General features: G+C 60.8%; 10 protein-coding genes. 6 read left to right on the forward strand and 4 right to left on the reverse strand.

Annotated elements, in window-relative coordinates:
• Nucleotides 1–71 precede the first annotated feature (71 nt).
• Nucleotides 72–836 (forward strand): SDR family oxidoreductase, encoded by a 765-nt coding sequence (locus A11A3_RS05780; protein ID WP_008928337.1) that lies wholly within the window; start codon nt 72–74, stop codon nt 834–836.
• A 22-nt stretch (nt 837–858) separates the two neighbouring features.
• A complete protein-coding gene (locus A11A3_RS05785; protein WP_008928338.1) occupies nt 859–1,629 on the forward strand; it encodes an SDR family NAD(P)-dependent oxidoreductase in 771 nt (256 codons plus the stop codon).
• 74 nt (nt 1,630–1,703) lie between these two features.
• On the opposite strand, the gene A11A3_RS05790 is transcribed toward A11A3_RS05785, so the two are convergent.
• Both A11A3_RS05790 and A11A3_RS05795 read right to left on the reverse strand, forming a co-directional pair.
• A complete protein-coding gene (locus A11A3_RS05790; RefSeq protein ID WP_008928339.1) occupies nt 1,704–2,639 on the reverse strand; it encodes a metal-dependent hydrolase in 936 nt (311 codons plus the stop codon).
• Nucleotides 2,640–2,811: 172 nt separating this feature from the next.
• Nucleotides 2,812–4,227, reverse strand: coding sequence for an aldehyde dehydrogenase family protein (locus tag A11A3_RS05795; RefSeq protein WP_008928340.1), 1,416 nt, complete (start codon nt 4,225–4,227; stop codon nt 2,812–2,814).
• A 276-nt stretch (nt 4,228–4,503) separates the two neighbouring features.
• Between A11A3_RS05795 and A11A3_RS05800 the strand changes: the two genes are divergently transcribed.
• Both A11A3_RS05800 and A11A3_RS05805 read left to right on the forward strand, forming a co-directional pair.
• On the forward strand, nt 4,504–5,307 hold the full coding sequence (locus A11A3_RS05800; protein WP_008928341.1) for an IclR family transcriptional regulator: 804 nt from the start codon (nt 4,504–4,506) through the stop codon (nt 5,305–5,307).
• Between the two features lie 25 nt (nt 5,308–5,332).
• Nucleotides 5,333–5,797 (forward strand): PaaI family thioesterase, encoded by a 465-nt coding sequence (locus tag A11A3_RS05805; RefSeq protein WP_008928342.1) that lies wholly within the window; start codon nt 5,333–5,335, stop codon nt 5,795–5,797.
• Between the two features lie 81 nt (nt 5,798–5,878).
• Here the strand turns inward: A11A3_RS05805 and A11A3_RS05810 are convergent, their stop codons facing one another.
• Both A11A3_RS05810 and A11A3_RS05815 read right to left on the reverse strand, forming a co-directional pair.
• Nucleotides 5,879–9,007: an efflux RND transporter permease subunit gene (locus A11A3_RS05810; protein WP_008928343.1), complete on the reverse strand. Its 3,129-nt coding sequence runs from the start codon at nt 9,005–9,007 to the stop codon at nt 5,879–5,881.
• A 12-nt stretch (nt 9,008–9,019) separates the two neighbouring features.
• On the reverse strand, nt 9,020–10,210 hold the full coding sequence (locus tag A11A3_RS05815; protein ID WP_008928344.1) for an efflux RND transporter periplasmic adaptor subunit: 1,191 nt from the start codon (nt 10,208–10,210) through the stop codon (nt 9,020–9,022).
• A 183-nt stretch (nt 10,211–10,393) separates the two neighbouring features.
• Between A11A3_RS05815 and A11A3_RS05820 the strand changes: the two genes are divergently transcribed.
• Nucleotides 10,394–11,032 (forward strand): TetR family transcriptional regulator, encoded by a 639-nt coding sequence (locus A11A3_RS05820; protein ID WP_008928345.1) that lies wholly within the window; start codon nt 10,394–10,396, stop codon nt 11,030–11,032.
• Between the two features lie 321 nt (nt 11,033–11,353).
• A complete protein-coding gene (locus tag A11A3_RS05825; RefSeq protein ID WP_008928346.1) occupies nt 11,354–13,030 on the forward strand; it encodes a long-chain fatty acid--CoA ligase in 1,677 nt (558 codons plus the stop codon).
• Nucleotides 13,031–13,140: the final 110 nt, after the last annotated feature.

Below are 13,140 nucleotides of genomic sequence, written 5' to 3' on the forward strand. Positions count from 1 at the left end.
GGCGTTTGCCTGCCAGCGACCCGCTTTGGTGGGTCGCTGGCATTGTGTTTGATTTTTTCGGGAGAGTGTTAATGAGTACCAATCTGTTCAACCTGGAAGGAAAGATCGCCCTGGTCACTGGCGCCAGCCGCGGCATCGGCGAGGAAATCGCCAAGTTGCTGGCCGAGCAGGGCGCCCACGTGATTGTCTCCAGCCGCAAGATTGATGGCTGCCAGGCGGTGGCGGATGCCATCAATGCGGGTGGCGGCAGCGCTGAAGCGGTAGCTTGCCACATTGGCGAGATGGCGCAGATTCAGGCTATTTTCGAGCATATCCGCAGCGAGCATGGTCGACTGGATATTCTGGTCAACAATGCGGCTGCCAACCCCTATTTCGGCCATATTCTTGATACGCCGGTGGATGCCTTCGACAAGACCGTGGATGTGAACCTGCGCGGCTATTTCTACATGTCCGTGGAAGGGGCCAAGCTGATGCGCGAACACGGTGGCGGTGCCATCGTCAATACGGCATCCATCAATGGTCTGCATCCGGGGGACGGGCAGGGCGTCTACTCCATTTCCAAGGCGGCGGTGATCAACATGACCAAATCCTTCGCCCAGGAATGTGCCCGCTTTAATGTCCGCGTCAATGCGTTGTTGCCGGGCCTGACCAAGACCAAGTTCGCCGGTGCCCTGTTCACCAACGATGATATCTACAAGAGTGCCATCGCCCAGATTCCCATGCGCCGTCATGCGGAGCCCAAGGAAATGGCCGGTACCGTGCTGTATCTGGTTTCTGATGCCTCCAGTTATGTGACCGGTGAATGCATCGTTGTGGATGGCGGCTTCACTATCTAACCAGCTAACCAGGAGAGCAGGCATGGATCCATTACTGGATTTTACCGGCAAGACGGCCCTGATCACCGGTGCGGCCAGTGGTTTTGGTAAATTGCTGGCCGAGGAATTGGGCAAACGCGGTGCGGCCCTGGTGCTGGGTGACGTGAACATGGATGCCCTGAATCCGCTGGCCGATACGTTGGCCGAGCAGGGCATCAAGGTGGCGGCATTACGCTGCGATGTCTCCAGCGAGACGGACTGCAAGGCCATGGTCGATACCGCCCTGGCCCAGTTCGGTCACCTGGATATGGCCGTCAACAATGCCGGTATCGCCCACGGTTTCATTCCCTTTGACCAGCTCACCGCAGAGGTGCTGGATCAGCAGGTCAATGTGAACGTCAAAGGGGTGATGTTCGGAATGAAATACCAGATTGCCGCCATGAAGGAGAGCGGCGGCGCCATCGTCAATGTCAGCTCCATGGCGGGCCTGGGTGGGGCACCCAAGATCGGCGCCTATTCTGCGGCCAAGCATGCGGTGATCGGCCTGACGCGCACCGCTGCGGTGGAATATGCCAAGCGCAATATTCGCGTCAATGCGGTTTGCCCCTTCTACACCCATACGCCCATGGTGGACGAAGGTAACCTGTCCGAGAACAAGGACACGGTACACGCCATGCTGGCGTCCGGTTGCCCGATGAAGCGGCTGGGCCAGCCGCAGGAAATTGTCACGGTGATGCTGATGATGCTGTCGCCGGGCAATACCTACATGAATGGTCAGGCCATTGCCGTGGATGGGGGCGTTTCCGCTTTCTGATAGCGTCTGCGTCTGCATTTGGCCATTAAAAAGCCCCGCATCTGCGGGGCTTTGTAATGGGGCCGTGTGTCCACTTAGTGGGCTTTCTTGCCCTTGCGTTGGGACGCCTGGGCATGCTGCTCGGTGAGCATGCCGTTTTCGCCGAAGAGCTTTTCGCGCCACTCGTCCAGCAGGGCATCGGTATCATGCTGGGAGGGGTGGAAGTCGCGCTTGAAGAAATCCAGGTATTGCGGTGCCAGTTTGGTGAACAGGCCCTTGCGCCCGAACAGGAATTTCACGCCCTTCCAGTTGTTCTTCAGTTCGAACAGGCGACCGTCGGAGGCCAGCATGCGCGTCTGGAATACGGCCAGTACCGCAAAGAAAATGACCGTGGTCGGAATCATGGCGCCGGCACGGATGGCATAGCTGCCACTGACCTTTTCATAGACATCATAGGCCACGGTCTTGTGCTCGTTCTCCTCCAGCGCGTGCCACAGCCACAGCTTGGCGGTGGCGTCGTCGAGGATTTTCTCCTGGTGCTCGTCTTCACGCAGCAGTTGCTCGGCGATGATGGCGGTGTAGTGTTCCAGGCACACGGTGGCCGCCAGCTGGAAGATCTTCGGTGTGCGCTTTTGTACCAGTCCCAGCAACTTGCCCAGGGACTTGTCCAGCTTGTCGGTGGGGTAACCGAATTTCAGGCCCATCTCGTTCCAGGCTTCATGCTCCTTGCTGTGCATGGCTTCCTGGCCGATGAAGCCGGCCACCTGGGCCTTCAGCTTGGGATCGGTAATGGCCTTGCGGTAGTGGCGCACGGCATCCACGAAGAAGGCCTCGCCTTCCGGGAACAGGGCCGACAGGCTCAGCCAGAAGGCGCTGAGAAACGGGTCGTTATCATAGAAATAACGGGTGGTGGTCTTGTCATCGAACTGGAAGTCCAGACGGCGCGGCGGAATGTTCACGGTGGCGCCCAGCGGCACTTTCTGGGCCTGCGGCTGGTGGGTCTGGATGGTGTCGGTAGCGGTTGTTGTCATGGTTGCTCTCCTGGTCCGATCGGCACATTGCCGCTCAAGGACAAACTGTGACATTCATCAATGTCACCATGGTCAGGGTTAGCAACAAGATCGTAAATGGCACTTTTGCGCCCCGCCCGGGGCGCTAGTGCCAGTACACAAAGTACGGGTATTTGTGTCCGTTAATGACCGGCTAGAGCAACAGGGATTGGGTTTCCAGGAATTCCTCCAGGCCGAAATGCCCCCATTCACGGCCAATGCCTGACTGTTTGTAACCGCCGAAGGCCGCCTGTAAATCCGGGCTGGCGCCGTTGATATGCACGGTGCCGGTGCGCAGCCGTTCCGCCACGCTCCGCGCCTGTTGCGGATCACCATACACATAACCGGACAGGCCGTAGATGGAGTCATTGGCAATGGCAACCGCCTCGTCCAGATCCCGGTAGGGAATCATGGTCAGTACCGGCCCGAAAATTTCCTCCCGGGCGATGGTCATATGGTTATTGGCGCCGCTGAAGACGGTGGGCCGGGCAAAGTAACCGCGACGGATGCCATCCGGCTGCCCCGGTCCGCCGGCCACCAGGCGGGCGCCTTCCTTGATACCCTGTTCAATCAGGCTTTGTACTCGCTGATACTGGCGCTGGTTGGCAATGGGGCCCATCACGGTGCCTGCATCCTCCGGGTCTCCCACCTGTATGCCCTCACAGACCGCGGCGGCAATTTTTTCCGCCTCTTCCAGCTGCTCCGCCGGCACCAGCATGCGGGAGGGGGCATTACAGCTCTGGCCGGTATTGTTCATCATGGCCCGTACCCCGTGGGTGACGGCCTTCTGCAGATCACAACCGGGCAGCAGAATATTGGCGGATTTGCCGCCCAGCTCCAGCGATACCCGTTTGACTGTGGGCGCCGCTTGCTGGCTGACTGAAACACCGGCACGGGTGGAGCCGGTGAGTGACACCAGATCGATGCGCGGGTCGGAAGACAGCAGCGGGCCGATCTCGGCGCCATCGCCATAAAGCATATTGAAGACGCCGGCGGGCAGGCCCGCTTCATGGATGATCTCGGCAAGCAGGTGGGCGGACAGCGGCGCAAACTCGCTGGGCTTGAGCACCAGGGTGCAGCCCGCCGCCAGCGCCGGGGCCACCTTGCACATGACCTGATTCATGGGCCAGTTCCAGGGCGTGATCAGGGCACAGACCCCGGCCGCTTCACGGCGGATGATGCTATTGCCCACCTGGCTTTCGAACGGAAACTGCCGTGCCACCTCCAGTGTGGTTTTCAGGTGTGCCAGCCCCATGGGGGCCTGCACCTTGCTGGCCAGGGTAATGGGGGCGCCCATTTCCTGGCTGATGGCCCGCGCCATGTCCGGCAGGCGTGCCTGATAACCTTCCAGGATGCGGGTCAGGTAGTCGAGCCGGGTCTCCAGGGGCAGGGCGCTGAAGTCCGCAAAGGCCGCACTGGCGGCGGCAATGGCCGCCTCCACATCTTCCGGTCCAGCCAGGGACAACTGGCCGAGGGGCTCCTCCGTGGCCGGGTTGATAATGTCATGGCTGGCATTGTGGCGAGTCGGCACCCACTGGCCGTTGATGTAGAACTGTTGCAGCGATTCCATGGGGCTGTCCTTTTATCCGGTTGGCGGTAACGTTCGAGCTACAATAGTGAAACGTTATTTTAAAATATTGACCATCACAAGCGAACCGTGACAAGGTTGAGACTTGATGGGAGCAAACCATTGGGCATGCCCCGCCGGGATTTGGCCATGGCCATCCTTTATGCAGTAAAACCGCTTTTTGTTATATTTGCGGCGTTTATAAACAACTATAAACAGGGCCCATGTCCATGGACATGACGGACCCTGCATCCCGAAGCCTGAACAGGAACGATAAGAATGCGACGTGCCGTTGCTGAAGCCGGTAGCCAAGACAAGGACCGCAACTTTGTAACCGCGCTGGCTCGCGGGCTGGATATCCTGCGCTGCTTTGGTCCCTCCGATGAATATCTGGGCAACGCGGAGCTGGCCAAACGCACCAATATCCCCCGGCCCACCGTGTCACGCATGACCGCCACACTGACCCAGCTGGGCTATCTGCGTTATGTGCCGCAGCTGGAGAAATACCGTCTGGGCCCGGGCGTCCTGGATCTTGGCTATCGGTATCTGGCCAGTGAGGGCGTGCGGGATCTGGCACGGCCCTTCATGCAGGAGCTGGCGGATGCCACCGATTGCATGGTGGCCATTGGCGCCCCGGACGGCGCCCAGGTGACCTATATTCAGGTGTGCCAGGGCAATGGGCCGCTGGTGCTGCGTCTGAATGTGGGGTCGCGGGTGCCAATGGGCACCTCGGCCCTGGGCCGGGCCTTTCTGGCGGCCCTGCCGGCGGCCGAGCGTGAACCCTATTACGAGATGATCCGGGCCCATCACCCGGATGACTGGGCGGCCATTGAGAAGGGGCTGCAGCGAGCCTACGAGGAATACGACGAATACGGTTTCTGTACCTCCGATGGCGAATGGAACCGGGATGTGAGCGGCGTGGCCGTGCCCCTGATTCTGGATGGCGGTGCCCAGGTGGTGCCGTTCAATTGTGGTGGCTCATCCCTGCGATTGAGCCGCCGTACCCTGATTGAAAACCTGGGTCCACGACTCAAGGAAGTGGTGGGCCAGGTCGGGCAGATGGTACAGGGCCGGGCGTCCTGATCCTGCCATGACAGTGGAGTGATGTATGTCGGATGCCGACAGTACCGCCATGGCACTGGCCGAGGCGGATGCCCGTTTTGCTGAAGGGTTTCCCGCCCTGGTGGGCCTGCGTTTTCTGCACTGGCAGGAAGGCCGGGTGGAACTGGCGGTAACCATCCGCCCGGAGTTGCTTAACCTGGGAGGCGTGATCCATGGTGGGGTGCTGGCCACCCTGATGGATGTGGCCGGCGCCTGTGCCGGTACCTGGTGCCCTTACCCGGGGCGGATACGCAAGGCGGTAACCCTGTCCATGACCACGACCTTTACCGGCCAGTGCAGCGCGGGCGAGATCCGTGCCGTGGGTATTCGCCGGGCCGGTGGCAGCCGTATCTACAACAGCACCATGGAAGTGTTTGACGCCGACAACCATCTGCTGGCCATTGGCGAGGGCACATTCCGCCTGCGCAGCGGCAGTGAGTCGGCGGACGGGGTTGCGATCGTGGAAGGCTGAATCGCCGAGCAGACCGGCTCGGGCAATAATGGCAGGCAGAAAAAAACGCCACCTCCCTCCCGGGGAGGTGGCGTTTTTGTGTCAGGAGCGTTTGCGGCCGTCTTCGCCGTGAAGTGGTACGCCGGAAAGCTTGCGCACCGTCACGTAGAACAGCGGGATGAAGAAGATGGCCAGCACGGTGGCTGTCAGCATGCCGCCGAACACCCCGGTGCCGATGGCATTACGGGCGCCGGCGCCGGCGCCGGTGCTGAGCATCAACGGGGTCACCCCCAGCATGAAGGCCATGGAAGTCATCAGGATGGGGCGTAGCCGCATCCTTACCGCTTCCAGGGTGGCCTTCCACAGGGGCACGCCATCCAGTTCCTGTTCCAGGGCGAATTCCGCGATCAGAATGGCGTTCTTGGCCGACAGGCCGATGGTGGTCAACAGCCCCACCTGGAAGAACACATCATTGTTCAGCCCGCGGAAGGTGGCCGCCAGAATGGCGCCAACCACACCCAGCGGTACCACCAGCATCACTGCGAACGGAATGGACCAGCTCTCATAGAGCGCGGCCAGACACAGGAATACCACGATCAGTGACAGGGCATAGAGCGCCGGTGCCTGGTTGCCGGACTGGCGTTCCTGATAGGACAGGCCGGTCCATTCATAGCCAAAGCCCTTGGGCAGTTTGGCGGCGAGACGCTCCATGGTGGCCATGGCATCACCGGAGCTGAAACCCGGTGCGGCGTTGCCCTGGATATTTACCGAAGACACGCCGTTGTAGCGCTCCAGCTTGGGCGAACCGTAAATCCAGTGGCCGGTGGAGAAGGCCGAGAACGGCACCATCTTGCCCTGGTCGTTACGCACGTACCAGTTATCGATATCGCCGGGCAGCATGCGGTAGGGCGCTTCGGCCTGCACATACACCCGCTTCACCCGGCCCCGGTCCACGAAGTTGTTCACGTAGCTGGAGCCCCAGGCAATCTGCAGGGTCTTGTTGATGTCGTTCAGGCCCACACCCAGCGCCTTGGCTTTTTGCTGGTCGATCTCGATCTTGTATTGTGGCCCGTCTTCCAGGCCATTGGGACGCACGCCCACCAGGCTGGGTTCCTGGCTGGCCATGCCCAGCATCTGATTACGGGCCTGGATCAGGGCGTCATGGCCAAGACCGGCGCGATCCTGCAGCTGGAAGTCAAAACCATTGGCGGTGCCCAGTTCGGGGATCGCCGGCAGGTTGAGCGCAAAGATCATGGCTTCACGGATGGTGGAGAAAAAGCCCATGGAGCGGCCAATGATCTGGTTGATGCCGTCCTTGGACAGGTCCCGTTCATCCCAGTCCTTCAGGTTGACGAAGGCCATGCCCGCGTTCTGACCCTGACCGGTGAAACTAAAGCCGGCCACGGTGAACAGGCCATCCACGGCGCTCTTTTCCTTGTTGAGGTAGTAGCCTTCCATCTTCTTGAGCACATCCACCGTCTGTTCCTGGGTGGAACCGGTGGGCAGGGTGACCAGCGCAAACAGAATGCCCTGGTCCTCATCGGGCAGGAAGCTGGTGGGCAGGCGCACAAAGGCAAAGCCCAGTACCCCGACGATCACCGCATAGATCAGGAAGTAGCGACCGCTCTTGCCGAGAATCTTCTCCACCCGGTTCTGGTAACGCTGGCTACCCCTGTCAAAGGTACGGTTAAACCAGCCGAAGAACCCCTTTTTGGTCTGGTGCTCGGCATCCTTGGCCTTGAGCATGGTGGCACACAGGGCGGGGGTCAGGATCAACGCCACCATCACTGACAGCACCATGGCCGACACAATGGTGATGGAGAACTGCCGGTAGATGGCGCCGGTGGAGCCGGGGAAGAAGGCCATGGGCACGAACACCGCCGACAGCACCAGCGCGATGCCCACCAGGGCGCCGGTGATCTGGCCCATGGATTTACGGGTGGCTTCCTTGGGCGGCAAGCCATCTTCGTGCATCACCCGTTCCACGTTTTCCACCACCACGATGGCATCATCCACCAGCAGGCCGATGGCCAGCACCAGCCCGAACATGGTCAGGGTATTGATGGAAAAACCGCACACCGCCAGTACCCCAAAAGTGCCCAGCAAGACCACCGGCACCGCAATGGTGGGGATCAGGGTGGCGCGGAAGTTCTGCAGGAACAGGTACATCACCAGGAATACCAGGATGATGGCCTCGAACAGGGTATGCACCACTTCTTCAATGGAAATGCGCACAAAGGGCGTGGTGTCGTAGGGGAACACCATCTGCATCTTGTCCGGGAAGTAGGGCTTGAGCTCATCCAGACGGGCGCGGACGGCATCGGCGGTATCCAGCGCATTGGCGCCGGATGCCAGGCTGATGGCCAGGCCCGCCGCCGGCTTGCCATTGTAGCGGCCGGCCACGTCAAAGCTCTGTGCCGCCAGTTCCACCTTGGCCACATCCTTGAGATAGACCTGCGAGCCATCCGGATTCACTTTCAGCAGGATGTTGGCGAATTCCTTGGGCGTGGACAGCCGGGTCTGGGCAATGATGGTGGCATTGAGTTGCTGGCCTTCCACCGCCGGGGCGCCACCCAGCTGGCCGGCGGCCACCTGGTTGTTCTGTACCTGAATGGTGTTGGTCACATCCAGGGGCGTCAGGTTGTACTTGTTGAGCTTGTTGGGGTCCAGCCAGACGCGCATGGCGTAGGGCGCGCCGAATAGACGGATCTGCCCGACACCGGCCACCCGGCTGAGCGGGTCCTGAATGTTGGAAGCAATGTAGTCGGCGATGTCCGCCCGGCTGAGGCTGCCGTCTTCGGAGGTGAAACCCACCACCATCAGGAAGCCGGCGGAGGACTTGGTCACCGACAGGCCCTGCTGCTGCACTTCCTGTGGCAGTAGCGGCGTGGCCAGCTGCAGTTTGTTCTGCACCTGTACCTGGGCAATGTCCGGATCGGTGCCCGGTGCGAAGGTCAGCGTCACCTGGGCATTACCGAAGGCATCGCTGCTGGAGCTCATGTAGATCAGGTTGTCGATGCCGTTCATTTGCTGCTCGATCACCTGGGTCACCGAGTCTTCCACCACCTTTGCCGAGGCACCGGGGTAGTTACCGGCGATGGACACCGAAGGTGGCGCCACGGTGGGGTACTGCTCCACCGGCAGGGTATAGATTGCCAGGGCGCCGGCGATCATCAGGATGATCGCGATTACCCAGGCAAAGATGGGTCGGTCGATAAAAAATCTGGCCATGATGTCCCCGCGTTACTGCGCTGCGTTGTTCTGGTTGGCGGCGTTCGCCTTCTGGCTGTCCGGGCTGCTCATGTCCACCGGCGTCACCGGTGAGCCCGGGCGGATTTTCTGCAGGCCGTCGACGATCAGACGGTCACCGGCTTTCAGTCCGCTTGCGATCAGCCACTGGTTGCCCACGGCGCGTACCGTGGAGACGTCCACTTTCTCCACCATGTTGTTGTCGCCGATAACCATGGCGCTGGCCTGGCCGGTGGGGTCGTGGGTAATGCCTTTTTGCGGCACCAGGATGGCCTGGCTACGTTGTCCTTCGGGCAGCTTGGCACGCACGAACATGCCCGGCAGCAGGTTGCCTTGCGGGTTGGGGAACAGGGCGCGCAGGGTCACCGAACCGGTGCTTTCGTCCACGGCATATTCGGAAAACTGCAGGGTGCCGCTGTGATCATAGGGGCTGCCATCCTCCAGCATCAGCGTAACCTTGGCCTGGTCATCGCTGACCTGCTGCAGCTGGCCGCTCTCCATGGCGCGGCGCAGGTTCTGCATCTCGGTGCTGGACTGGGTCAGGTCCACATAGATTGGGTCCAGCTGGCGGATGGTGGCCAGTGCCTGCGCCTGGTTGGCGGTGACCAGTGCGCCAGCAGTTACCGTGGAGCGTCCAATGCGACCACTGATGGGCGCCTTGATGGTGGCGTAATCCAGGTTGATACGGGCGGCCTGGACCTTGGCGCGGGCTGCGGCCACCGCGGCACGGTTTTCCTCCAGAGCCGCCTGGGCTTCGTCATAGGTTTGCTGGCTGATGGATTTCTTGGCCAGCAGGGACTTGTAGCGTTCGGCCAGCAAGCGCTTTGACTCCAGTGTGGCCCTGGCCTGGGCTTCGCTGGCCTGGGCACTGGCCAGATCTGCTTTGTAGGTACGGTCGTCGATCTGGTAGAGCGGCTGTCCGGCCTTGACCTTGGCGCCTTCCTCGAACAACCGCTTCTCGATCACGCCACTGACCTGTGGGCGAACCTCGGCGATCTGGTGGGCAGTGGTGCGCCCGGGCAGCTCCCGGTCCAGCGTCAGGGTCTTTGCCTGCACGGTAATGTAGCCGGCCTGGGGAGCCTGTTGCTGACCTCCCTGTGCGGCCCCTTGCCCGCCGTCACCACAGGCTGTCAGTTGCATGGCCAGCAGGCCAGCCAGCAAGGGAAGAGAAAAGCCACTGCGCATAGTCACCTCGTCGGTACCGGATTTTTCTGTCTTTACGACTGCGTAAGGGCGCTGCCGCTCACCACGCGGGCGAGGGTTGCATGAATTCTGAATGGGGTTCAGTATATATACATTCATCCATGTATGTATAGGGGGCATGGGGCGTTCTCCACCGCTTTTTTGTCCTTCCCTGGAGGCCTGATCATGGCCCGTCGAACCAAGGCTGAAGCACAGGAAACCCGCGCGCAAATCCTCGATGCGGCCGAACAGGTTTTTTACCGCAAAGGGGTACTATCTGCTTCTTTAAACGATATCGCCAGTGAAGCCGGCGTGACCCGTGGAGCCATCTACTGGCACTTCAAGAACAAGCACGATGTCTTCATGGCCATGGCCGATCGTCGGCGCCTGCCCATGGAAGCCCTGGCCCAGCGCGGTGAAGACAGCAACGAGCCTGATCCGCTGGGTCGATTGCGCGAGTTTATGGTCTATCTGTTACAACAAGTGGCACGGGACCCGCATCAGCGTCGGGTTTTCGAGATCATGTTCCAGAAATGCGAATTTACCGGTGAGAATGAAGCGCTTCTGGTGCGCCAGCGCGAGGCCTGCCGTGAGGCGGTGCAAGGACTCAGTACCACCTTTCGCAATGCCGTGGCCCGTGGTCAGCTGCCACTGAATCTGGATATCGGCAAGGCCGTGACGCTGTTCCACAGTCTGTTGACCGGGCTGGTGATGTACTGGTTGTTCGACCCGCAGGCCTTTGATCTGGAGGCTTGCGCCGGTGAATATGTGGATACCTACCTGCACGGGCTCAGCGCCACGCCATTCCTGCGTCATTCGCCATAGCTCCCGACTCTTCGCCTCAGCGCATGCCATTGGCTTTCCGATGGCCGGTGTGGGCAGCCTACATACTCAGTGGTATGTTTTTCTTCGCCTGCCTGCATTTCGTGCCCTTTCCGCTCATTCATTAATCGTTCCAAAAAATGGAATTAGATTCCAAAATAGTATTGACGGCCCCCCGTGACCGTGTCAGATTGACCGGCGAGTCAACACTTTGTATGCCCCCGTGTGTGCGTTTGTGACCAGATGGTCAACAGCCCGCGGGGGCCGGCCCCTGGCCATATATAAAGGCGGCAAACGCCGCCAGCAGTTTCGGGAGAGTACAATATGTTTGATCGGCACCATGCGGTGTGGCCGGAGAATATGCCCCGGCATCTGAGCCTGCCGCAGACCAGCCTTTACACCAACCTGGAGGTATCCGCGCTCCGTTACCCGGACCGTGATGCCATCAATTACTACGACAGCCCTATCACCTTTGCCGAGCTCAAGGCCCAGGTGGATGCCCTGGCCGGTTACCTGCAGGCCCAGGGCGTGGAAAGGGGCGACCGGGTGCTGCTGTTCATGCAGAACGCCCCCCAGTTCATCATCGGTTATTACGCCATCCTGCGGGCCAATGCCATCGTGGTGCCGGTCAACCCCATGAACCGCACCGCGGAACTGGAGCATTACCTAGATGACACCGATGCGGCGGTGGCCATTTGTGGCCAGGAACTGGCTGGTTTCATCGCGCCACTGGTGGGCCATGGCAACCTGCGCCGGGTGGTGGTGGCCGCCTACAGCGATTACCTCACCCGTGACACGGATCTGCCGTTGCCCGAGGAAGTGCAGGCGCCGGCGGCGCCGGTGAAAGGGGAGGGCCTGGTCAGCTGGCAGCAGGCGCTGGCCGCCGGTGAACCGCTTGGCCCGTTACTGGTGGGGCCGGATGATCTGGCGGTGTTTCCTTACAGTTCCGGCACCACCGGGGCGCCCAAGGGCTGCATGCATACCCATCGTTCGGTGATGGCCACCTGTGTGCAGGGGGCGGTGTGGAGCCATGGCACCACCGAGTCGGTAACCCTGGCGACCCTGCCGTATTTCCATGTCACCGGTATGCAGGGCTCCATGAACTCGCCCATCTATGGCGGCTCGCTGATCGTGCTGATGACCCGCTGGGACCGGCGGGTGGCGGCGACCCTGATTGAGCGTTACCGGGTCAGCCGCTGGGTGAACATCGTCACCATGGCCATCGACCTGCTGTCCGATCCGCAGGTGGAGGATTTCGACCTGTCGTCACTGGAAAACATCGGCGGCGGTGGTGCCGCCATGCCGGCGGCGGTCTCGGACAAACTGTTCCAGCTTACCGGCCTGCGTTACATGGAAGGCTACGGCCTGTCGGAAACCATCGCCGGCACGCACATCAACCCCACCGACAAACCCAAGGCCCAGTGCCTGGGGATCCCGGTGTTCGATATCGATTCGCGCATCATCAATGTGGAAACCGGTGAGGAAATGGCGGTGGGTGAAGTGGGCGAAATCATCACCCACGGGCCGCAGGTGTTCCAGGGTTACTGGAAACGCCCGCAGGAGACACAAAAGGCTTTCATCGAACTGGACGGCAAGCGTTTTTTCCGTACCGGTGACCTGGGCTATTACGATGAGGAAGGCTATTTCTTCATCGTTGACCGGGTGAAACGCATGATTAACGCTTCCGGTTTCAAGGTCTGGCCGGCGGAGGTGGAAAGCCTGATGTACCGCCACCCGGCCATCCAGGAAAGCTGCGTGATTTCCACGCCCCATGCCCGTCGCGGCGAAACCGTCAAGGCCTGCGTGGTGCTGGCCGCTGATCAGCGTGGCCAGGTCAGCGAGCAACAGATCATCGACTGGTGCCGTGACGAAATGGCGGCCTACAAGGTGCCGCAGGTGGTGGAGTTTCGCGATGAACTGCCCCGTTCACCCACCGGCAAGGTGATGTGGCGGGCCCTGCAGGAGCAGGAGTGGGCCGGTCAGGCCCGGCAGGCATGCTGAACGGCTGAAGACAACCCCGGCCCGACCCGACAAAAACAGGTGGGAGCGCTACCCCGCCGGGCCGGTGATAACAACGGAAAAAAGTGAAACGGACGGCAGGGCCGACCGTT

It is taken from the genome of Alcanivorax hongdengensis A-11-3 (assembly GCF_000300995.1).
In the GTDB taxonomy this organism is placed as follows: Bacteria; Pseudomonadota; Gammaproteobacteria; order Pseudomonadales; family Alcanivoracaceae; genus Alcanivorax; species Alcanivorax hongdengensis.

Excerpts from the sequence above, each read along its gene's own strand:
- A11A3_RS05805 (WP_008928342.1), top strand. The coding sequence starts at position 5,333 with ATGTCGGATGCCGACAGTACCGCCATGGCACTGGCCGAGGCGGATGCC.
- A11A3_RS05810 (WP_008928343.1), bottom strand. The coding sequence starts at position 9,007 with ATGGCCAGATTTTTTATCGACCGACCCATCTTTGCCTGGGTAATCGCG.
- A11A3_RS05785 (WP_008928338.1), top strand. The coding sequence starts at position 859 with ATGGATCCATTACTGGATTTTACCGGCAAGACGGCCCTGATCACCGGT.
- A11A3_RS05790 (WP_008928339.1), bottom strand. The coding sequence starts at position 2,639 with ATGACAACAACCGCTACCGACACCATCCAGACCCACCAGCCGCAGGCC.
- A11A3_RS05800 (WP_008928341.1), top strand. The coding sequence starts at position 4,504 with ATGCGACGTGCCGTTGCTGAAGCCGGTAGCCAAGACAAGGACCGCAAC.
- A11A3_RS05825 (WP_008928346.1), top strand. The coding sequence starts at position 11,354 with ATGTTTGATCGGCACCATGCGGTGTGGCCGGAGAATATGCCCCGGCAT.
- A11A3_RS05795 (WP_008928340.1), bottom strand. The coding sequence starts at position 4,227 with ATGGAATCGCTGCAACAGTTCTACATCAACGGCCAGTGGGTGCCGACT.
- A11A3_RS05815 (WP_008928344.1), bottom strand. The coding sequence starts at position 10,210 with ATGCGCAGTGGCTTTTCTCTTCCCTTGCTGGCTGGCCTGCTGGCCATG.
- A11A3_RS05820 (WP_008928345.1), top strand. The coding sequence starts at position 10,394 with ATGGCCCGTCGAACCAAGGCTGAAGCACAGGAAACCCGCGCGCAAATC.
- A11A3_RS05780 (WP_008928337.1), top strand. The coding sequence starts at position 72 with ATGAGTACCAATCTGTTCAACCTGGAAGGAAAGATCGCCCTGGTCACT.